General features: G+C 63.2%; 19 protein-coding genes. 17 read left to right on the top strand and 2 right to left on the bottom strand.

Going from position 1 to position 19674, the window contains the following annotated elements:
* The first annotated feature begins 30 nt into the window (after nucleotides 1-30).
* The 9 genes from AC1RKI_RS00095 to cysM all read left to right on the top strand — a co-directional run bounded on the left by AC1RKI_RS00095 (nucleotide 31) and on the right by cysM (nucleotide 8778).
* Nucleotides 31-441 (top strand): integration host factor subunit beta, encoded by a 411-nt coding sequence (locus AC1RKI_RS00095; protein WP_061957583.1) that lies wholly within the window; start codon nucleotides 31-33, stop codon nucleotides 439-441.
* 226 nt (nucleotides 442-667) lie between these two features.
* Nucleotides 668-991 carry a LapA family protein gene (locus tag AC1RKI_RS00090; protein WP_061957584.1) on the top strand — a complete coding sequence of 108 codons (324 nt, stop codon included), beginning with the start codon at nucleotides 668-670 and terminating at the stop codon, nucleotides 989-991.
* Between the two features lie 3 nt (nucleotides 992-994).
* Nucleotides 995-2191 (top strand): lipopolysaccharide assembly protein LapB, encoded by a 1197-nt coding sequence (gene lapB, locus AC1RKI_RS00085; protein ID WP_061957585.1) that lies wholly within the window; start codon nucleotides 995-997, stop codon nucleotides 2189-2191.
* A gap of 39 nt (nucleotides 2192-2230) precedes the next feature.
* On the top strand, nucleotides 2231-3604 hold the full coding sequence (locus tag AC1RKI_RS00080; protein ID WP_061957586.1) for a UDP-glucose dehydrogenase family protein: 1374 nt from the start codon (nucleotides 2231-2233) through the stop codon (nucleotides 3602-3604).
* 69 nt (nucleotides 3605-3673) lie between these two features.
* The gene (gene rfaE1 / locus AC1RKI_RS00075) at nucleotides 3674-4618 is read left to right on the top strand and encodes a D-glycero-beta-D-manno-heptose-7-phosphate kinase (RefSeq protein ID WP_061957587.1); all 945 of its coding nucleotides are present in this window, start codon (nucleotides 3674-3676) and stop codon (nucleotides 4616-4618) included.
* A gap of 26 nt (nucleotides 4619-4644) precedes the next feature.
* Nucleotides 4645-5637, top strand: a complete 993-nt coding sequence (gene rfaD / locus AC1RKI_RS00070; RefSeq protein WP_061957588.1) for an ADP-glyceromanno-heptose 6-epimerase — start codon at nucleotides 4645-4647, stop codon at nucleotides 5635-5637.
* Nucleotides 5638-5849: 212 nt separating this feature from the next.
* The gene (locus AC1RKI_RS00065; protein ID WP_061957589.1) at nucleotides 5850-6242 is read left to right on the top strand and encodes a ComEA family DNA-binding protein; all 393 of its coding nucleotides are present in this window, start codon (nucleotides 5850-5852) and stop codon (nucleotides 6240-6242) included.
* Nucleotides 6243-6440: 198 nt separating this feature from the next.
* Nucleotides 6441-7766 carry a solute carrier family 23 protein gene (locus tag AC1RKI_RS00060; protein WP_061957590.1) on the top strand — a complete coding sequence of 442 codons (1326 nt, stop codon included), beginning with the start codon at nucleotides 6441-6443 and terminating at the stop codon, nucleotides 7764-7766.
* 109 nt (nucleotides 7767-7875) lie between these two features.
* Complete coding sequence (cysM, locus tag AC1RKI_RS00055; RefSeq protein ID WP_061957591.1) at nucleotides 7876-8778, top strand: cysteine synthase CysM; 903 nt, start codon at nucleotides 7876-7878, stop codon at nucleotides 8776-8778.
* 71 nt (nucleotides 8779-8849) lie between these two features.
* Here the strand turns inward: cysM and mltB are convergent, their stop codons facing one another.
* Complete coding sequence (gene mltB, locus AC1RKI_RS00050) at nucleotides 8850-9956, bottom strand: lytic murein transglycosylase B (protein WP_341249223.1); 1107 nt, start codon at nucleotides 9954-9956, stop codon at nucleotides 8850-8852.
* 149 nt (nucleotides 9957-10105) lie between these two features.
* On the opposite strand from mltB, the gene AC1RKI_RS00045 reads away from it, so the two are divergent.
* From AC1RKI_RS00045 to AC1RKI_RS00015, 7 genes are all read left to right on the top strand, one after another.
* Nucleotides 10106-11029, top strand: a complete 924-nt coding sequence (locus AC1RKI_RS00045; RefSeq protein ID WP_492794301.1) for a histone deacetylase family protein — start codon at nucleotides 10106-10108, stop codon at nucleotides 11027-11029.
* A gap of 172 nt (nucleotides 11030-11201) precedes the next feature.
* Nucleotides 11202-12236, top strand: coding sequence for a methionine ABC transporter ATP-binding protein (locus AC1RKI_RS00040; RefSeq protein WP_061957593.1), 1035 nt, complete (start codon nucleotides 11202-11204; stop codon nucleotides 12234-12236).
* A complete protein-coding gene (locus AC1RKI_RS00035; protein WP_061957594.1) occupies nucleotides 12226-12879 on the top strand; it encodes a methionine ABC transporter permease in 654 nt (217 codons plus the stop codon). The genes AC1RKI_RS00040 and AC1RKI_RS00035 overlap by 11 nt, the downstream gene beginning before the upstream one ends.
* Nucleotides 12880-12934: 55 nt before the next feature.
* Nucleotides 12935-13729: a MetQ/NlpA family ABC transporter substrate-binding protein gene (locus AC1RKI_RS00030; protein ID WP_227459902.1), complete on the top strand. Its 795-nt coding sequence runs from the start codon at nucleotides 12935-12937 to the stop codon at nucleotides 13727-13729.
* 207 nt (nucleotides 13730-13936) lie between these two features.
* Nucleotides 13937-14686 carry an electron transfer flavoprotein subunit beta/FixA family protein gene (locus tag AC1RKI_RS00025; protein WP_061957596.1) on the top strand — a complete coding sequence of 250 codons (750 nt, stop codon included), beginning with the start codon at nucleotides 13937-13939 and terminating at the stop codon, nucleotides 14684-14686.
* Nucleotides 14687-14703: 17 nt separating this feature from the next.
* Nucleotides 14704-15639 carry an electron transfer flavoprotein subunit alpha/FixB family protein gene (locus AC1RKI_RS00020; protein ID WP_061957597.1) on the top strand — a complete coding sequence of 312 codons (936 nt, stop codon included), beginning with the start codon at nucleotides 14704-14706 and terminating at the stop codon, nucleotides 15637-15639.
* A gap of 111 nt (nucleotides 15640-15750) precedes the next feature.
* Nucleotides 15751-17535 carry an acyl-CoA dehydrogenase gene (locus AC1RKI_RS00015; protein WP_492794304.1) on the top strand — a complete coding sequence of 595 codons (1785 nt, stop codon included), beginning with the start codon at nucleotides 15751-15753 and terminating at the stop codon, nucleotides 17533-17535.
* 94 nt (nucleotides 17536-17629) lie between these two features.
* Here the strand turns inward: AC1RKI_RS00015 and AC1RKI_RS00010 are convergent, their stop codons facing one another.
* Entirely contained in the window at nucleotides 17630-18934 is a 1305-nt protein-coding gene (locus AC1RKI_RS00010; protein ID WP_492794306.1) for a D-amino acid dehydrogenase, read from the bottom strand.
* Nucleotides 18935-19042: 108 nt separating this feature from the next.
* On the opposite strand from AC1RKI_RS00010, the gene AC1RKI_RS00005 reads away from it, so the two are divergent.
* On the top strand, nucleotides 19043-19558 hold the full coding sequence (locus AC1RKI_RS00005) for an Lrp/AsnC ligand binding domain-containing protein (RefSeq protein WP_492794308.1): 516 nt from the start codon (nucleotides 19043-19045) through the stop codon (nucleotides 19556-19558).
* Nucleotides 19559-19674 lie beyond the last annotated feature (116 nt).

Below are 19674 nucleotides of genomic sequence, written 5' to 3'. Positions count from 1 at the left end.
CGAGAGCGCTGCGCGCAAGCGAAACCGCCCATGACCAAGTCCGAGCTCGTCGAAAAACTGGCTGCCCGTTTCCCGCAGTTGCTGCTGCGGGATGCGGACATCTCGGTGAAAACGATTCTCGACGCGATGTCCGAAGCCCTGGCCGATGGCCATCGCATCGAGATCCGCGGCTTCGGCAGCTTCGGTCTGAATCGGCGGCCGCCGCGCGTGGGGCGCAATCCCAAGTCCGGTGAACGAGTGCTGGTGCCCGAAAAACGGGTGCCACATTTCAAGGCGGGCAAGGAATTGCGCGAGCGTGTGGATCGTCCCGCGTCGCCGCAGGGCGGTGTTATCGCCGCCAACGGCCAGTCGGGGCACGGTGCCGGACAGGGCCTGTCCACGACGCAGTCGGCCCAAGGCGGATTGCGCGAGGACGCCCAGCTCAATCTGGTCCGTTCCTGATGCTCGCTCGCCATACTGGCAAGTCTTTCGGAAAGCGCTCCCTCGGGAGCGCTTTTTGTTGGGTCGAACGGTTTCCGGCCCGGGCCGCGCCGGCGCCCCGTGACGCCACCATTCGTTACCGTTTGCGATAAGTGATTCCGTTACAATGCCGGGAATCCGTCGCCCGCGCGCCTGGCCGCGAGTTACTTGGCCGGATGCCCAACCCCGTTACGTTGTCTCACACCGCATGAAACTCGTCGCCTGGATCTTTCGTATTGTCCTGTTCGTCCTGTTGTTCGTGCTGGCCCTGCGCAACACGGGCGATGCTGACTTGCAACTTTTTTTCGGCGCTGTGTGGCATGCCCCGCTGATTCTGATTCTGCTGGCGGCGTTTGGCCTGGGGATCCTGGCGGCCCTGGCAGCGGTTGCGCCCGGCCTGATGCGCCAGCGCATGGAGGCCGCGCGCTTGCGCCGTGCGCTGGGTGAAGCGCGCAGGGCGTCGCCGGTCGATGTTGTGCCGCCCGAGGCAAAGCCAGGCGTCTCCTATAACGTAGTCGGCCCGAAAGTCTGATCCATGATGTTTGAAACCTGGTGGTTGCTCGCGCTGCCACTTGTCTTTGGCCTTGGCTGGATGGCCGCCCGCTTCGACCTGCGCCAGTTGATGAGCGAACAGGGAGCGTTGCCGCGTTCGTACTTCAAGGGCCTGAATTTCCTGCTTAACGAGCAGCCGGATCAGGCGATCGACGCGTTTGTCGAAGTGGCGCGCCTCGACCCCGAAACCACCGAGCTGCATTTCGCGCTGGGCGCGCTTTTCCGCCGCCGGGGCGAAACCGAGCGCGCGATCCGCGTGCACCAGAACCTGGCGACACGGCCCGATCTGCCGGAGCCGGAGCGCGAGCACGCGCTGTATGAGCTGGGGCAAGATTTCCTGCGCGCGGGGCTGCTGGATCGCGCCGAAGAATCGCTGCGTCGCCTGATGTCCGGGCCCTATGCCGCGTCGGCAAAGCGCGTGCTGCTGGAACTGTACGAAGTCGAGAAGGAATGGTCGAAGGCGATCGACGCCGCGCGCGAGTTGCAAACGCTGGACCAGAAGGACTATCGCATGCAGATTGCCCAGTTCTGCTGCGAACTCGCCCAGGACGCGCTGCAAAAGAAAAAGCCCGAGGACGCCATCGCATGGCTGGACCGTGCGAAAGCCGAGAACCCGGCCAACGTGCGCGCGCCGATCCTGCTGGGCGACGTTGCTGCCGCAGCCGGCGACATGCCCGGCGCGCTGAACCACTGGCTCGGCATCGAAACGCAGGACGCGGCCTACGTGCCGCTGGTGGCGGACCGCGTGGTCAAGGCATATGCCACGTTGGGCGAGCAAGGCAAGGCTGTCGAATGGCTGCGCGGCCTGCTGAAAGGCAATCTCGCACCCGAACTGCTGGACACCGCCTATCGCACCGAACTCGAAGTCAACGGTCCGGAGGCGGCCACGGCCCTGATGCGCGACCAGTTGCGCCGCCAACCGTCGCTGCTGGCGCTCACGCGCTATTTCGAGGCGCAGGCCGCGCAGGCCGAAGCCGCAGCGTCTGCCAGTGATGCCGTGGCGGACGAAGGCGCCAGCGAAACCGCCGCCATTCGCGACCTGCTGCAACTGCGTACCCGAAATCTGGCGCGCTATACCTGCCGCGAATGCGGCTTTCGCGCCCGCTTGTTCTATTGGCAATGCCCCGGCTGTAATCGCTGGGAAACGTATGCGCCGCGCCGCTCCGAAGCGCTTGGCTAAGTCATATCAAGCGGCCCACATCATTCTGGAGCTTCCGCAATGAAAGTCACCATTATTGGCAGCGGTTATGTTGGTCTCGTGACCGGTGCCTGCCTCGCCGAACTCGGCAATTCCGTGTTCTGCCTAGATGTCGATGAAAAGAAGATCGCGCTGCTCAACGCGGGCGGCGTGCCGATCTATGAGCCAGGTCTCAAGGAACTGATCGACCGCAATCGCGCGGCCGGTCGCCTGACGTTTTCCACCGATGTCGCGGCCAGTGTCGAGCATGCGGACGTGCAGTTCATCGCCGTCGGCACGCCGCCCGACGAAGACGGTTCGGCCGACCTGCAGTACGTGCTGGCCGCGGCGCGCAACATCGGCCGTCACATGACCGGATTCAAGGTGGTGGTGGACAAGTCGACGGTGCCGGTCGGCACGGGCGACCGCGTCAGCGCCGTGATCCGCGAAGAACTCGCGGCGCGCGGCCTGGAGGACCTGCAGTTCTCGGTGGTGTCCAATCCCGAGTTTCTCAAGGAGGGCGCGGCCGTCGAGGATTTCATGCGCCCCGACCGCATCGTGCTGGGCTGCGCGCCAGATGTCGCCGGCCGCCACGCGCAGGCGATCATGCGCCAGCTGTATTCGCCGTTCAACCGCAACCACGAGCGCACGTTCTACATGGATGTCCGCTCGGCCGAGTTCACGAAGTACGCGGCCAACTCGATGCTCGCGACGCGCATTTCGTTCATGAACGAGCTGGCGAATCTGGCCGACGAAGTGGGCGCCGACATCGAGCTGGTGCGCATGGGCATCGGCTCCGATCCGCGCATCGGCTACAGTTTCCTGTACGCCGGCGCGGGTTACGGCGGATCGTGTTTCCCGAAGGACGTGCAGGCGCTGATGCGCACGGCCAGCGCCTACGGCAAGCCGATGCGTGTGCTGGAAGCCGTGGAATCGGTCAACGATGCGCAGAAGCAGGTGCTTGGGCGCAAGGTCATCAAGCGATTCGGCGAAGACCTGAGCGGCAAGACCTTCGGCATCTGGGGCCTTGCGTTCAAGCCCAACACCGACGACATGCGCGAAGCGCCGTCGCGTGTGCTGGCGCGAGAGCTGGTGTCGCGCGGCGCGTCGTTGCGCGTGCATGACCCGGTCGCGATGGAAGAGGCGCGACGCGTGCTCGAGATCGACCTGGCCGATATTCCGGGTGGCCTCGCGCGCGTACAGTTTTGCGAAGCGCAGATGGACGTGCTCAAGGACGCCGATGCACTGGTGATCGTGACCGAGTGGAAGGTCTTCCGCAGCCCCGATTTCTCGCAGATCCGCGCGTTGCTCAAGACGCCAGTCATCATCGATGGCCGTAACCTCTATGAACCCGATGCCATGGCAGCGGCCGGCATCGAATATCACGCGATCGGGCGCTCCACCGCGAAGCACTGATTCTTTCCAATCCGCGTATCCAGACCGGCCCGTGACGCCTGACCGGCGCACGTCCGCAAAGGGAAGTTCATGAGCAAGAACACCATTTCGCAGGATCAGATCCGACAATCGCAAGTGTTGGTGGTAGGGGACATGATGCTGGACCGTTACTGGTTCGGCGATGTCGAACGCATTTCGCCCGAGGCGCCGGTGCCCGTGGTGCAGATCAAGCGCAGCGACGAGCGCCTGGGCGGCGCCGCCAACGTGGCGCGCAATGCCGCGGCGCTGGGTGCAACGGTCGGCATGCTTGGCGTGGTCGGCGACGATGAACCGGGCCGTACGCTCGAAACATTGCTGAACGCCAGCCACGTGCAGCCCTACCTGCACCGCGATGCCAGCCTGAATACCACGATCAAGCTGCGCGTCATGGCGCATCAGCAGCAGTTGCTGCGCGTGGATTTCGAAAACGCGCCGGCCAGCGAGGTGCTGTCGTCCGTACAGGATCGATTCAATAAGCTGGTGCACGACTATCAGGTCCTGGTGCTGTCCGATTACGGCAAGGGCGGCCTGACCCACGTCGGGCGCATGGTGGAGGCCGGCCGCGCGGCGGGCCGCACCGTCCTGATCGATCCGAAGGGCGACGATTATTCGCGCTATCGCGGCGCCACGGTGATCACGCCAAACCGCGCAGAGATGCGTGCCGTGGTCGGTGCCTGGAAGACCGAGGCTGATCTGACCATTCGCGCGCAGAACCTGCGGCGCGCGTTGCAGCTCGAGGCGCTGTTGCTGACGCGTTCGGAAGAGGGCATGACGCTCTATACCGAAGCCGAAGTGCTGCATGTCTCGGCCCAGGCCCGCGAAGTCTATGATGTATCGGGGGCCGGCGACACCGTGATCGCCACGCTGGCCACCATGCTTGGCGCAGGCGTGCCGCTCAAGGAAGCGGTGCAGCACGCCAACCGCGCCGGCGCCATCGTCGTCGGCAAGCTGGGTACCGCCGTTGTCACTTATCCCGAGTTATTTGGCGCCGCCTGAGGCGCGCCATCAAGCCTGAATCCGCCATGACCATCATCGTGACCGGCGCTGCCGGCTTTGTCGGCAGCAACCTCGTCAAGGGGCTCAACGAGCGCGGCGAGACCCACATCGTGGCCGTCGACAACCTGACGCGCGCCGAGAAATTCAACAACCTCGTGGATTGCGAGATTGCCGACTATCTGGACAAGACCCAGTTCATCGAGCGCTTCAAGCGCGGCGATTTCGGCAACGTGCGCGCGGTATTCCACGAAGGCGCCTGCTCCGACACCATGGAGACGGACGGCCGCTACATGATGGAAAACAACTACCGTTACACGCTGGCGTTGATGGAAGCGTGCCTGGAACAGGGCACGCAGTTTCTCTACGCGTCGTCGGCGGCCACCTACGGCGCGTCCACGCTGTTTCGCGAGGATCGCGAGTTCGAGAAGCCGCTCAATGTCTACGGATACTCGAAATTCCTGTTCGATCAGGTGGTGCGTCGACGCTTGCCGTCCGCGCTGTCGCAGATCGTTGGTTTCCGCTACTTCAACGTTTATGGCCCGCGGGAATTCCACAAGGGGCGCATGGCGTCCGTGGCGTTCCACCACTTCAACCAGTTCCGCGCCGAAGGGTCGGTGAAGCTGTTTGGCGAATACAACGGCTATGCGCCGGGTACGCAAAGCCGCGATTTCGTCTCGGTGGAAGACGTCGTCAAGGTCAACCTGTACTTCCTCGATCATCCGGAAAAATCCGGCATCTTCAATCTTGGTACGGGACGCTCGCAGCCGTTCAACGACATCGCCGTGTCGGTGGTGAATGCACTGCGCGAGGCCGAGGGCAAGCCGCAGCTTTCGCTGGACGATATGGTCCAGGAAGGCCTGGTCGAATACGTGAAGTTTCCCGACGCGCTGCGTGGCAAGTACCAGTGCTTCACGCAATCCGATGTCTCGCGACTGCGCGCGGCCGGCTATGACGCGCCTTTCCTCACCGTGCAGGAAGGCGTGAGCCGTTATTGCCAGTGGCTGCTGGAACGCGCTTGATGGCGTGACTGTCGCGCGCGCACCACGACGGCTTTGCGCAGTCTTCGCTGAACCGCGGGAAATGCAACGCCGATAAGTCGGTCGGACACATATCCGCGCGGGTGATGTGAACTTGTGTGTCCGGCCATTTCTGACGTCGATTCGGACTTCTATCCTGACGGTCCCCGCTGCACGAAGCGGCGGGCATCCCAATCAAGGAAAGGAGTTTTCTGATGCACAAGACGTCTGCTATTTCCCTCTCTCATGTTGGCGCGGCGCTGCTGCGCGGCTGGCGACGCGCGGGCATGGCGCTCGCGCTGCTGCTTGCCCTGTCCGGCATCCAGCCGGCGTATGCCGATGTCGACGTCAACAGTGCCGACGAAGCCGCGCTGATGTCCGTCAAGGGCATCGGGCCCGCTACGGCCAAACGCATTCTCGAAGAGCGCGACAAAAACGGCGCCTACAAGGACGCCGGCGACCTGTCGGACCGCGTGCCCGGAGTGGGACCGAAGTCGGTCGCCCATCTGCAGGAAGCAGGGCTGACCTTCGGTGCCGCGGCAACGACCGCGCGCAAGGATGCCAAGCCTGCGGCCAAGCCCGCGGCCAAGGCGGCAGCGGCTCGCTGACGGAGCGGCGCCATCGCGCGTCAACTGGCATGGCTGGTATGCGTTGTGCTTGGCTGACATCGCACACCGCAGCCATGCCAATTTGCACGCTACTGGGTGCGGGGTATCATGCGCAACGCCGTTGCGGCAGGTGGCTGCGCCACCATCGCAAGCGGCCTTATCCAACTACAGACGTACCGCTGACAGGGAGAGAAAAACATGGCGAATGGCCAGGGCAGTACTGACGACGGGGGTTTCCTGCCGACGTGGCGGCTCAAGACCTCGGGCGTGATCGGCCCCGACGAGCGGCTGCCTGCCGGGCAGACCTTGCTGGCGGGCATCCAGCACGTGGTGGCGATGTTCGGCTCCACGGCCATCGCGCCCATCCTGATGGGTTTCCATCCGAATATCGCCATCCTGTTCTCGGGCGTCGGCACATTACTGTTCTTCTTATGCGTGCGCGGTCGCGTGCCGAGCTACCTTGGATCGAGCTTCGCCTTCATTGCCGTGGTGATCGCCGCAACCGGCTACGGGGGTAGCGGACCGAATCCCAACATCCCGCTGGCGCTCGGTGGGATCATCGCCGCGGGTGCGCTCTATACGGTGATTGGTCTGATCGTCCAGGCCGTCGGTTATGCGTGGGTCGAAAAGCTGATGCCTCCCGTGGTGACAGGCGCGATCGTCGCGGCCATCGGCCTGAACCTGGCGCCCGTGGCGGTCAAGGCGGTCAGCGGTGCGCCGCTCGATACGTGGGTCGGGCTGCTGACGGTGCTTGCAGTGGGGCTCATTGCCGTACGCGCGCCCGGTATGCTCGGGCGCCTGCCTGTGCTGCTCGGTGGGCTGGCAGGATACCTCGCGTACTTCGTGGCCACCAACATGATGGGCATGGGCAAGGCCATCGATTTTTCGGGCGTGGCGGCAGCCAACTGGTTCGGCATGCCGGAGTTCACCGCGCCCGTGTTCCAGATCAATGCGATGCTGCTGATTGCGCCGGTGGCGATCGTGCTCGTGGCGGAAAACCTTGGGCACATCAAGGCGATCGGCGTAATGACGGGACGCAATCTCGATCCATACATCGGTCGCGCGTTCATCGGCGATGGCGTGGCGACGATGCTGTCGGCTTCGGGTGGTGGCACGGGCGTGACCACCTATGCCGAGAACATGGGCGTGATGGCCGTCACCAAGATTTACTCGACGCTGATCTTCGTGGTGGCTGCCGCGGTGGCCATCCTGCTTGGCTTTTCACCCAAGTTTGGCGCGCTGATCCTCACGATTCCGGGACCGGTGATTGGTGGGCTGACCATTGTCGTGTTCGGCCTGATTTCGGCGACGGCTGGCCGTATCTGGGTCCAGAACCACGTCGATTTCTCGAGTTCGCGCAACCTGATCACCGTGGGGGCCACGCTGACGGTGGCGGCGGGCGACCTGACGCTGAAGCTGGGCGGAATGACGCTGGGCGGTATCGGCACCGCCACGTTCGGGGCGATCCTGCTCTACCACCTGCTGGGCAAGGGCCGCGCCGAAGAGCAGGGGCTCACGCACTGATCGTGCGAGTTTCGCGAGTGACGCGGGCCGGGTCGATTGCCCCGGTCCGCGATGCGGGTAAGGTTGCTGCATTACAATGACCCACGAAAAACCGACTGACCCCCGCACCATGGCCTACAAAACGATTGAAGACACCATCGGCAACACGCCGCTGGTACGACTGCAACGCATTCCCGGTGCTGCTATCGAAGCGCGTGGCAATGTCATCCTCGGCAAGCTCGAAGGGAACAATCCTGCCGGTTCGGTCAAGGATCGCCCTGCGGTGTCGATGATCCGGCGTGCGGAAGAGCGCGGGCGTATCAAGCCTGGCGACACGCTGATCGAAGCCACGTCCGGCAATACCGGTATCGCGTTGGCCATGGCGGCGGCAATTCGCGGCTACCGCATGGTGCTGATCATGCCCGAGGATCTCAGCCTGGAGCGTCGCCAAAGCATGGCGGCTTACGGCGCCGAGATCATCCTCACCCCGGTCAAGGGCGGCATGGAATACGCGCGCGATCTGGCCGACGCCATGGAGCGCGAGGGCAAGGGCGTGATCCTCGACCAGTTCGCGAACCCCGATAACCCGCTGTCGCATTACGAGACCACTGGCCCGGAATTGTGGCGCGATACCGAAGGCCGCATCACGCACTTCGTGTCGGCGATGGGCACGACGGGCACTATTACTGGCGTATCGCGTTTCCTCAAGGAAAAGAATCCAGCCATCCAGATCGTCGGCGCGCAGCCGGCGGAAGGTTCGCGAATTCCGGGCATTCGGAAGTGGCCGGAAGCGTACTTGCCAAAGATCTATGACCCGAAGTATGTCGATCGGCAAGAGCCGGTGACGCAGGCCGACGCCGAGCATATGGCGCGCCGGATGGCGCGCGAGGAAGGCATTTTCTGCGGGATCTCGGCGGCGGGCGCGCTCTGCGTGGCGCTGAAGGTTGCCGAAGAAGTCGAGAACGCCACGATCGTATTCGTCGTGTGCGACCGCGGCGATCGCTATCTGTCGACCGGAGTGTTTCCGGCCTGATCGTCGGTCCCGCAGCAAAGGCCCCGCGGGTTGTCGACGCGGGGCCTTTGTTTACGGGACTGACGGATCGATCAGCTCATCGCGGCCTTTACTGCCTCGCCAAGCTGATAGACGGCCAAGGCGTAGAAGAAGCTGCGGTTGTAGCGCGTCAGCACGTAGAAGTTGCGCAGGCCGATGATGTACTCGGTGGGCTGATCCGGCGTGGGCAGGTCGACAATCAACACCCCCGCTTCGCCTTCGCGCTGCACATCGATCGGCTCGTCCACGCGCAGTCCTGCACGCGTCAGCTGGTTCAATGTGCGCGTGGGCCACGGCTCGCCGTCCGCTGCCGCCACGGCGACGCCCTGGCTGCCCGCGTCGCCGGCAATGCGCCAGACCACGGGACGATTCTGCTCCCATCCATGCAGTTGCAAAAAGCGCCCGACGCTGCCAATGGCGTCGGCGGGGCTGTTGCGCAAATCGATATGCCCGTCGCCGTCGTAGTCGATCGCATACTCGCGCAGGCTGGTCGGCATGAACTGCGGAATGCCGATGGCGCCCGCATAAGAGCCAAGCACCGAAAACACATCGGTTTTGGTGTCGCGGCACCACAGCAGATAATCGGCCAACTGATCGCGAAACAGCTTGGTGCGGGCTTCGCGATTCGGCGTATCGGGGTAATCGAAGGCGAGCGTGGAAAGTGAGTCCATCACGCGAAACGTACCCATATCGCGGCCATAAATCGTTTCCACGCCGATAATGCCGACGATGACCGATGCGGGCACGCCGAATTCGGCTTCCGCGCGGCGCAGCGTTTCGCGATTCTGTTGCCAGAAGCGGACGCCGGCGTTGATACGGATCGGCTCGATAAAGCGGGAACGGTAGGCGCGCCAGCTTTTCTTGCCCGGCGTGGTGGGTGGCATGATCAGCCGCGCCACGGTAGCGCTATAAGCAGCCTGCCCGAAATACGATTCCAGTTCGGTGCGCTGAAATCCATTGCGCGCCACCATGTCGTCGATGAATGCGCGTGCTTGCGGATGATTCTGATAGCGACCCGGGTCGATCTCTTCTTCACGCACGCTCACGCGGCGCTTGCCGGCGGCAAAGAGGCCTGGAGAAATGCCGCAGAGGCCCAGTGCGGCAGCGGTAAATGCGGCGCCCATCAATGGGCGGCGCAAGGGGCGCTGTGGATCTGTCATGTTGTCCTTTGCAAGTCGCACCGAGTATAGCGGATGCGTTTTATGCATCGCCCGATCCGCGCGGTTGGTTACGAAGTTTCGGGGCCGAGGGCGCGCGCATGTCCTGTGCTAACGTAACGGCTGGAGACAAACTTGACCCGCAATCAAAAATGCCAACGGGCTATTACACGCATCCGTCGTTCCTGTTGCACGAGATGGGACATTTCCATCCCGAATGCCCGGAACGGCTGCAGGCCATCGAAGATCATCTGATTTCGCATGGAATCGATGGGCTGCTGGACCGGCGCGAAGCGCCTGCCGCCACCGAAGCCCAGATCGAGCGCGTGCATCGGCCCGACTACGTCGCGGGGCTGGCCGCCAACAGTCCGTCGACCGGATATTTTCCGATCGATCCCGATACGTCGATGAATCGACACACGCTGACCGCGGCGACCCATGCCGCCGGCGCTGCTGTGGCGGCGACCGATGCCGTAATGGCCGGCGACATCGAGAATGCGTTCTGCTGCGTGCGTCCGCCCGGTCACCATGCCGAACCGGACCGGGCGATGGGTTTCTGTTTTTTCAATAATGTCGCCATTGCAGCCCGACATGCGCTGGCGGCGCACGGCCTGCAGCGCGTGGCGATTATCGATTTCGACGTGCACCATGGCAACGGCACGGAAGCGGCGTTTCGCGATGACCCCCAGGTCATGATGTGCAGCTTCTTTCAGCATCCGTTCTATCCGTATAGCGGCACGGAACATATCGCGACCAATATGTCGAATATCCCGCTTCCCGCTTATACGAATGGCCTGGCGGTGCGCGAAGTGGTGGAGACGATCTGGCTGCCGCGCCTGAACGAGTTCAAGCCGGAAATGCTGTTTATTTCGGCGGGTTTCGACGCGCACCGCGAGGACGATCTCGGCCAGATGGGTTTGGTAGAGCAGGATTACACGTGGATCACCCAGCAACTGGTGGACGTGGCACGCGTCCACGCCCATGGCCGCATCGTCAGTTGTCTCGAGGGCGGCTATAACCTCAGCGCGCTGGCCCGCAGCGTATTCGCCCATCTCAAGGTGCTGATGGACGCCTGAAAAGAGCTTTTCGCGGCTCTTTTTGGTGGTCTTTATGACGGGGGCGTATAAAGCCATCGAAAAAATCTCGTTTGAGGTATGAAGCGAATCGCATAAAATGCGGGCTTCATAAAAATAAGTGCGGCAACAACGCAGGAGACCCCGCGCTGTTGCCGTTTTCTTTTTTCGTTCCATGATCGAACTGCAAGGACTCTCGCAGCGCTTCCCGGGCGGGTCGGGGGAGGTGCATGCGCTGCGCGATGTCAGCCTATCCATCGCCGCTGGCGAGATTTTCGGCATTATCGGCCGAAGCGGCGCCGGCAAAAGTACGCTGGTACGCGCCATCAATCTGCTGAACCGTCCGTCCGGCGGCCGCGTGATCGTCGACGGTCAGGATCTGACTGCGCTCGGTAACGGCGCGCTGCGCGAAGCGCGCCGCGAAATCGGCATGATCTTCCAGCATTTCAACCTGCTGTCGTCGCGCACCGTCTACGACAACGTGGCGTTGCCGCTGGAGCTGGCCGGCAAGTCGCGGCAGGAGATTGCGGCGACCGTCGAGCCCTTGCTGGCGCTGGTGGGTCTGTCGAACCTCCGTGACCGTTATCCGGCGCAAATCAGCGGTGGGCAGAAACAGCGCGTGGGTATCGCCCGCGCGCTGGCCAGCAAGCCGAAAGTGCTGCTCTCCGACGAGGCCACGTCGGCGCTGGATCCCGAAACCACGCGCTCGATCCTCGAACTGCTCAAGCAGATCAACAAGGAACTGGGGCTGACGATCGTCATGATCACGCACCAGATGGAAGTCATCAAACAGGTATGCGACCGCGTGGCGGTGCTCGAAGCCGGACAGGTGGTGGAATCGGGCCGCGTGATCGACGTCTTCCTGCGTCCGCAGCACGATGTCACGCGCGCGATGATTGGCGATGTGATCGCCCAGGAATTGCCCGCCAGCGTGCTCAAGCGCGTCGAGAGCCGCCTCGGCAACGGGCGCGACCACGTCTACCGACTGGCGTTCACTGGCGAGAACGTCGATCAGCCGGTGCTTGCGCAGGCGATCCGCCAGCATGGCCTGGACTTCAACATCCTGCACGGCCATATCGACGAAATCCAGGGCCAGGCGTTTGGCTCGCTGGCAATCATGGCCACCGGCGATCCGGCGGACGTGCGCGCCGCGATGGAATATCTGCAACAACAAGGCGTAGTGGTGGAGGAGATCGAACATGTGGTCTGAAATGTTTGACCTGTTCCTGTCGTCGTTCGCCGAGACGTTGCTGATGGTGGCGATCTCGGGCGTGGTGGGGGCGTTGCTCGGTGTGCCGCTGGGCGTGCTGCTGCACCTGACCAACCGCGGCGGCGTGCTGTCGCATCCGCTGTTCAACCGCTCCATCGGCGTGGTGGTGAACGCGGTGCGCTCGATTCCGTTCATCATCCTGCTGGTGGTGGTGATTCCGTTTACGCGCTTTATCGTGGGGTCGTCGATCGGCACCACGGCGGCCATTGTGCCGTTGACGATTGCCGCGATTCCGTTCATCGCGCGACTGGTCGAGTCCGCGCTGCGCGAAGTCGACAAGGGTTTGGTGGAAGCCGCCCAGTCGATGGGCGCCACCACGGGGCAGATCGTCTGGAAGGTGCTGCTGCCGGAAGCCATGCCCGGCATCGTGGCGGGGCTGACCATCACGTTCGTGAGCCTGGTTGGCTATTCGGCCATGGCGGGCGCGATCGGTGGCGGCGGCCTCGGCGATCTCGGCATCCGCTACGGCTACCAGCGCTACATCACCGAGATCATGGTGGCGGTGGTCGTGATCCTGATCGTCTTCGTGCAGGCCGTGCAGAGTTTTGGCGACTGGCTGGTTCGCCGTATCAGCCATCGCTGATCAGAAGAAAAACCAATTCCATCAATATCAATAGAAGAACCAGGGGTACATCGCAATGCAACGTCGTAGTGTGATCAAGGGCGCCGTCGTCGCGCTGGGTATGGTGGTGTCGGCTGGCGTCATCGCGCAGGAAAAGCCGATCAAGGTGGGCGTGACGGGCGGCCCGCATGCGCAGATCATGGAGCAGGTCAAGAAAGTGGCGGCCAAGGACGGTCTGAACATCCAGGTGGTGGAGTTCAGCGACTACATCCAGCCGAACGCCGCGCTGGCCGCCGGCGATCTCGACGCCAACAGCTACCAGCATTTGCCGTACCTCGAGGCCCAGATCAAGGACCGCGGCTACAAGTTCGCGCACGTGGCCTATACGGTGACGTTCCCGATGGGCGTGTATTCGAAGAAGATCAAGTCGCTGGACCAGCTCAAGCAAGGCGCCCGCGTGGGCGTGCCGAACGATCCCACCAATGGCGGCCGCGGCCTGTTGCTGCTGCAAGCGAAGGGGCTCATCAAGCTGCGCCCCGATGCGGGCCTGAAGGCGACGCCGCTCGACATCGTCGAAAACCCGCGCAAGATCAAGATCGTGGAACTCGATGCGGCGCAATTGCCGCGTTCGCTTGACGATCTGGACGCTGCCGCCATCAACGGCAACTACGCTGAATCCGCCGGCCTGTCGCCGACGCGTGACGCGATCGCCATGGAAGGCCCGAAGGGTCCGTACGCCAACCTGATCGCCATCCGCGAGGCGGACAAGAACAAACCGTGGGTCGCCAAGCTCGTGAAGGCCTACCATTCGGCTGAAATCAAGCAGTACGTCCAGGCCACTTTCAAGGATTCTGTGATTACCGCCTGGTAATTTGTCGAAGCTTTCATCCAAACCCTGTGCGCGCAGAGCATCCTGCGGCACAATCGGGGCGGGTTTTTTGGATTGCCGGCTATGCCCGGCAATTCTTTGTCTATAAAATAGTACGATCGTTCGAAAATCAAAAGCGCCGCCACCCTGGTGGTTATAATGGCGAGCGATTCAAAACTTTGGACTATCAGCTATCAGTGGAGTGAGCGCATGAAAGTACTCGTCGCAGTCAAGCGGGTGGTGGACTACAACGTCAAGGTCCGCGTGAAATCGGATGGCACAGGCGTCGACCTGGCCAACGTGAAGATGAGCATGAACCCGTTCGACGAAATCGCCGTGGAAGAGGCCGTGCGCCTGAAAGAAGCGGGCGTCGTCAGCGAGGTGATCGCGGTGTCCTGCGGGGTGGCGCAATGCCAGGAAACCCTGCGTACCGCGATGGCCATCGGCGCCGACCGCGGCATCCTGGTGGAATCCGCAGAAGACCTGCAGCCGCTGGCCGTGGCCAAGCTGCTCAAGGCGTTGATCGACAAGGAGCAGCCGAGCCTGGTGATCCTGGGCAAGCAGGCCATCGACGACGACTCGAACCAGACCGGCCAGATGGTGGCCGCGCTGGCCGGGCTGCCGCAAGCCACCTTCGCCTCGAAGGTGGTGGTTGCCGACGGCAAGGCGTCGGTCACGCGCGAAGTGGATGGCGGTCTGGAAACCGTATCGGTCAAGCTGCCGGCCGTGGTGACCACCGACCTGCGCCTGAACGAGCCGCGCTACGTGACGCTGCCGAACATCATGAAGGCCAAGAAGAAGCCGCTGGAAACCGTCAAGCCGGAAGACCTCGGTGTCGACGTGAAGCCGCGCCTGTCCACCGTCAAGGTAGTCGAGCCTGCCAAGCGCAGCGCCGGCGTGATGGTGCCGGACGTTGCCACGCTGGTGCAAAAGCTGAAGTCTGAAGCCAAGGTTATCTGAGCGCGGGGAGATAGAACATGACTGCACTTGTCATTGCTGAACACGACAATCAATCGATCAAGGCCGCCACGCTGAACGCCGTGACGGCAGCCGCCCAATGCGGCGGCGACGTCCACGTGCTGGTGGCCGGCTCGAACGCCAAGGCCGCAGCCGACGCCGCCGCGAAGATCGCAGGCGTGGCGAAGGTGCTGCTGGCCGACGCGCCGTACTTTGCCGACGGTCTGGCCGAGAACGTCGCCGAGCAGATCCTGGCCATCGCCAGCGACTACTCGCATATCGTTGCGCCGGCCACGGCCTCGGGCAAGAACATCCTGCCGCGCGTGGCCGCCAAGCTGGACGTGGCGCAACTGTCGGACATCACCAAGGTCGATTCGCCCGACACGTTCGAGCGTCCGATCTACGCCGGCAACGCGATCGCCACGGTCAAGTCGGCCGACAAGATCAAGGTGATCACCGTGCGCGGCACGGCGTTCGACCAGGCCGCGCCCGAGGGTGGCTCGGCCAGCGTGGAAACGCTGCCGGCGGTGGCCGACGCGGGTCTGTCGCAATTTGTGTCGCGCGAGCTGACCAAGAGCGACCGTCCGGAACTGACCGCCGCCAAGATCATCGTCTCGGGTGGCCGCGGCGTGGGTTCGGGCGAGAACTACACCAAGGTGCTGACGCCGCTGGCTGACAAGCTGGGCGCTGCGCTGGGCGCATCGCGCGCGGCAGTGGACGCCGGCTTCGTGCCGAACGACTATCAGGTTGGCCAGACCGGCAAGATCGTCGCGCCGCAGCTGTACATCGCCGTCGGTATCTCGGGCGCGATCCAGCATCTGGCCGGCATGAAGGATTCCAAGGTGATCGTGGCGATCAACAAGGACGCCGAAGCCCCGATCTTCTCGGTGGCGGATTACGGCCTGGTTGGCGATCTGAACACCGTGGTGCCGGAACTGGTGGCCGCATTGGGCTAAGGCAATCCGATGGCCGGTTCGCATCTGGATAGACCGGCCAACCGCGCAGAAGAATAAAAGCCGTTCCGGGTGAATCCCGCGAGCGGCTTTTTTACAGACGATGGAGACAAGATGACCTACCGTGCACCGCTCAAGGACATGCTGTTCGCGATGAACGAACTGGCAGGTCTCGAACAGATCAGCCAACTGCCTGGCTATGAGGACGCCACTGCCGATGTCGCGCAGGCCGTTCTGGAAGAGGCGGCCAAGTTCAACGAACAAGTGGTGGCGCCGCTGAACCGCGCTGGCGACATCGATCCCAGCAGCTGGAAGGATGGCGTGGTGACCACCACTCCGGGCTTCAAGGATGCGTTCCGCCAGTTTGGCGAAGGCGGCTGGCAAGGTGTGCTGCATCCGGCGGACTTCGGCGGCCAGGGGCTGCCCAAGCTGGTGGCCACGCCCTGCAACGAGATGCTGAACTCGGCGAACCTGTCGTTCGCGTTGTGTCCGCTGTTGACCGACGGCGCCATCGAGGCGCTGCTGACCGCGGGGTCCGACGCACAAAAGGCCGCGTTCCTGCCGAAGCTGATTTCGGGCGAGTGGACGGGCACGATGAACCTGACCGAGCCGCAAGCCGGATCGGATCTGGCCGCGGTGCGTACGCGGGCGGAACCGCAGGGCGATGGCACCTACAAGCTGTTCGGCACGAAGATCTTCATCACGTACGGCGAGCACGACATGGCGAAGAACATCGTCCATCTGGTGCTGGCGCGCACGCCAAATGCGCCCGAGGGCGTCAAGGGCATTTCGCTGTTCATCGTGCCGAAGTTCCTGGTCAACGCGGACGGATCGCTGGGCGAGCGCAACGACGCGCATTGCGTGTCGATCGAACACAAGCTCGGCATCAAGGCGAGCCCGACCGCCGTACTGCAGTTCGGCGACCACGGCGGCGCCATCGGCACGCTGGTGGGTGAAGAGAATCGCGGGCTCGAGTACATGTTCATCATGATGAACTCGGCGCGCTTCTCGGTCGGCATGCAGGGCATCGCGGTATCGGAACGCGCCTATCAGCAGGCCGTGGCATTCGCGCGCGAACGTGTGCAAAGCCGCCCGGTGGACGGCTCCGCGCGCGAGGCAGTGACGATCATCCATCATCCCGACGTCAAGCGCATGCTGATGACGATGCGGGCGCTGATCGAAGGCGCGCGCAGCGTCGCCTATGTGGCGGCGGCTGCCAGCGACGTTGCGCACCAGCATCCGGACGAGGCAGTGCGCAAGCAAAACATGGCGCTGTACGAATTCCTCGTGCCGGTCGTGAAGGGCTGGAGCACCGAGCTGTCGATCGACGTCACGAGCCTGGGCGTGCAGGTCCACGGCGGGATGGGCTTTATCGAGGAAACCGGCGCGGCGCAGCATTATCGCGATGCGCGCATCTTGCCGATCTACGAGGGCACCACGGCGATCCAGGCCAACGATCTGGTCGGCCGCAAGACCGTGCGCGACGGCGGCGCCGTTGCACGAGCGATCTGCTCGCAAATTGCCGAGACGGAAGCCGCGCTCGGTGCGCAGGGCGATGCGGCATGCGCGGCCGTGCAGGCGCAACTCCGGCAGGGGCGCGAGGCGCTGGAAGCCGTTGTGAAGTTTGTGGTCGAGAACGCTAAGACGGATCCCAACGCCGTGTTTGCGGGCAGCGTGCCATACCTGAAGCTGTGCGGCATTGTGTTCTCGGGCTGGCAACTCGGCCGCGCGATGCTTGTCGCGCAAGCCAAACGCGCCGACGACCCGTCGTTTTACGATGCCAAGATCGCGACGGCGCATTTCTTCGCCCAACACATCCTTTCGCAGTCGGCTTCGTTGCGCGCGGCGATCGTGGATGGCGGCGCGCCCACGACCGCGCTGAGCCCGGATCAGTTCTGATTCGTTGCCGATCGACGCCGCATCAAGCGGCGCCGCATCGGGAAGCAAAAAGGGCGACCGCAATGGTCGCCCTTTTTGCTTCGGCCGGCTGAGGTCAGGCGGGCACGGGACGCGGCACATGATGCGTGCGCGCCGGTTTGCGATACCGATCCACCGACAGATCGTCGGCGCGAATCGCCGGACGCGTGCCGGACACCAGATCCGACAGCAACTGACCGGAACCGCACGCCATGGTCCAGCCCAGCGTGCCGTGGCCGGTGTTCAACCATAGCCCGCGAATGCCGGCCGGGCCTACCACCGGCGTGCCATCGGGCGTCATCGGGCGCAAACCGGTCCAGAACGTCGCGCGGCTGACGTCGCCAGCGCCCGGAAACAAATCGGTCACAACGTGCTCGAGCGTGCGGCGCTTGTTCGGGTCCAGCGAGCGATCGAAGCCGACGATCTGCGCCATGCCGCCCACGCGGATGCGGTCGTCGAAGCGCGTGATGGCCACCTTGTAGGTTTCGTCGAGCACGGTCGATACGGGACTTTTGTCGGCGTCGGTAAGCGGCACCGTGATCGAGAAGCCTTTGAGCGGATATACCGGCAGGTTCGACAAGCCCGGCAGCACATGCCTGACGAAAGGCGTCGACCAACTGCCCAGCGCCACCACCACCGCGTCGGCCATCATCGGCTGGCCCGCCACGATGGCACCGGTCACCGCATCGCCTTCGGTCAGCAGACCGTCGATCGAGCGGTTGTAGTGGAACTGCACGCCCAGCGACGTTGCCATGACTGCCAGTCGTTCGGTAAACAACTGGCAGTCACCGGTTTCGTCGTTAGGCAGGCGCAACCCGCCAGCCAGCTTTTGGCCTGCGGCGGCAAGCGCCGGTTCGCTCGCGCCGAGTTCATCGCGCGAGAGCAATTCGTAGGGCACGCCCGCTTCCTTCAGCACCGCAATGTCGCGCGACGCGGCTTCCATTTGCGCATCGCTACGGAACACCTGGAGCGTGCCTTGCTGGCGACCTTCGTAGGAAATGCCTGTTTCCGCGCGAAGTGCACGAATGCAGTCGCGGCTGTATTCGGCCAAACGCACCATGCGCTCCTTGTTGATCGCATAGCGCTCGGCGGTGCAGTTCTGCAGCATTTGCCACATCCATTGCAACTGGAACAGCGTGCCGTCCGGCTTGATCGACAGCGGTGCGTGTTCCTGGAACATCCACTTGATGGCTTTCAGCGGAACCCCCGGCGCAGCCCACGGCGAAGCGTATCCGGGCGAGATCTGTCCCGCGTTGGCAAAGCTGGTGCCAAGCGCCGGTCCGCTCTCGCGATCGACCACGATCACTTCATGGCCGGCTCGCGCCAGATACCACGCACTCGTGACGCCAATCACGCCACTACCAAGGATAAGAACGCGCATTTCGGGGGCTCCAGACTGCCAGATCAGCCTATTGAAGGATTCGCTTCTATACTATTGACTTCAAGCTAGTCATAGTTACCGAAATTCTCGGAAAAACAGGAAAAAATCATGAGGATGAGCCGTTCGCCGGTACGGGCGCTGGACAGGCTGGATCGGAAGATTCTTGCGGTGCTGCAGGCCGACGGGCGGATTTCGATGAAGGACCTCGCCGAGGCGGTGGGATTGACGATCACGCCGTGCATCGAGCGCGTGAAACGGCTCGAGCGCGATGGCGTCATCATGGGTTACTACGCGCGCTTGAATCCCGCTCTGCTGGGAAGCGCGCTGTTGGTGTTTGTGGAAATCTCGCTGGGCAACAAATCGGGCAACATGTTCGAACAGTTCCGGCGCGAAGTGCTGCGCATTCCCGAGGTGCTCGAATGCCACTTGGTGTCCGGCGATTTTGATTACCTGATCAAGGCGCGCATCCGCGAAATCAGCGAATACCGGCGCCTGCTGGGCGACATCCTGCTACAGCTGCCCGGCGCCGCGCAGTCCAAGAGCTATGTGGTGATGGAGGAGATCAAGGAGACCTTGGCGATTTCAGTCGACGCCAGGGAAGGCAGCGCGACCGGAGTGTCCTGAAATGGGGCTTGGGTCCGCATCGCAGATACTGTATATTCATACAGTGTGCGCCGGCTAACCGGCAAGGAGTAGAGGGTGAAAGTCCCTGACAGCAGAAGATCTAGCGAATCACGCTG

The sequence above is a fragment of the Cupriavidus sp. GW822-FHT06G04 genome (genome assembly GCF_058799075.1).
Note: the sequence above shows the minus strand (reverse complement) of the source record. Positions and strands in the feature narration are given on the sequence as shown.

Coding starts and splice junctions, on each gene's coding strand:
- AC1RKI_RS00095 (WP_061957583.1), top strand. CDS start 31: ATGACCAAGTCCGAGCTCGTCGAAAAACTGGCTGCCCGTTTCCCGCAG.
- AC1RKI_RS00090 (WP_061957584.1), top strand. CDS start 668: ATGAAACTCGTCGCCTGGATCTTTCGTATTGTCCTGTTCGTCCTGTTG.
- lapB (WP_061957585.1), top strand. CDS start 995: ATGATGTTTGAAACCTGGTGGTTGCTCGCGCTGCCACTTGTCTTTGGC.
- AC1RKI_RS00080 (WP_061957586.1), top strand. CDS start 2,231: ATGAAAGTCACCATTATTGGCAGCGGTTATGTTGGTCTCGTGACCGGT.
- rfaE1 (WP_061957587.1), top strand. CDS start 3,674: ATGAGCAAGAACACCATTTCGCAGGATCAGATCCGACAATCGCAAGTG.
- rfaD (WP_061957588.1), top strand. CDS start 4,645: ATGACCATCATCGTGACCGGCGCTGCCGGCTTTGTCGGCAGCAACCTC.
- AC1RKI_RS00065 (WP_061957589.1), top strand. CDS start 5,850: ATGCACAAGACGTCTGCTATTTCCCTCTCTCATGTTGGCGCGGCGCTG.
- AC1RKI_RS00060 (WP_061957590.1), top strand. CDS start 6,441: ATGGCGAATGGCCAGGGCAGTACTGACGACGGGGGTTTCCTGCCGACG.
- cysM (WP_061957591.1), top strand. CDS start 7,876: ATGGCCTACAAAACGATTGAAGACACCATCGGCAACACGCCGCTGGTA.
- mltB (WP_341249223.1), bottom strand. CDS start 9,956: ATGACAGATCCACAGCGCCCCTTGCGCCGCCCATTGATGGGCGCCGCA.
- AC1RKI_RS00045 (WP_492794301.1), top strand. CDS start 10,106: ATGCCAACGGGCTATTACACGCATCCGTCGTTCCTGTTGCACGAGATG.
- AC1RKI_RS00040 (WP_061957593.1), top strand. CDS start 11,202: ATGATCGAACTGCAAGGACTCTCGCAGCGCTTCCCGGGCGGGTCGGGG.
- AC1RKI_RS00035 (WP_061957594.1), top strand. CDS start 12,226: ATGTGGTCTGAAATGTTTGACCTGTTCCTGTCGTCGTTCGCCGAGACG.
- AC1RKI_RS00030 (WP_227459902.1), top strand. CDS start 12,935: ATGCAACGTCGTAGTGTGATCAAGGGCGCCGTCGTCGCGCTGGGTATG.
- AC1RKI_RS00025 (WP_061957596.1), top strand. CDS start 13,937: ATGAAAGTACTCGTCGCAGTCAAGCGGGTGGTGGACTACAACGTCAAG.
- AC1RKI_RS00020 (WP_061957597.1), top strand. CDS start 14,704: ATGACTGCACTTGTCATTGCTGAACACGACAATCAATCGATCAAGGCC.
- AC1RKI_RS00015 (WP_492794304.1), top strand. CDS start 15,751: ATGACCTACCGTGCACCGCTCAAGGACATGCTGTTCGCGATGAACGAA.
- AC1RKI_RS00010 (WP_492794306.1), bottom strand. CDS start 18,934: ATGCGCGTTCTTATCCTTGGTAGTGGCGTGATTGGCGTCACGAGTGCG.
- AC1RKI_RS00005 (WP_492794308.1), top strand. CDS start 19,043: ATGAGGATGAGCCGTTCGCCGGTACGGGCGCTGGACAGGCTGGATCGG.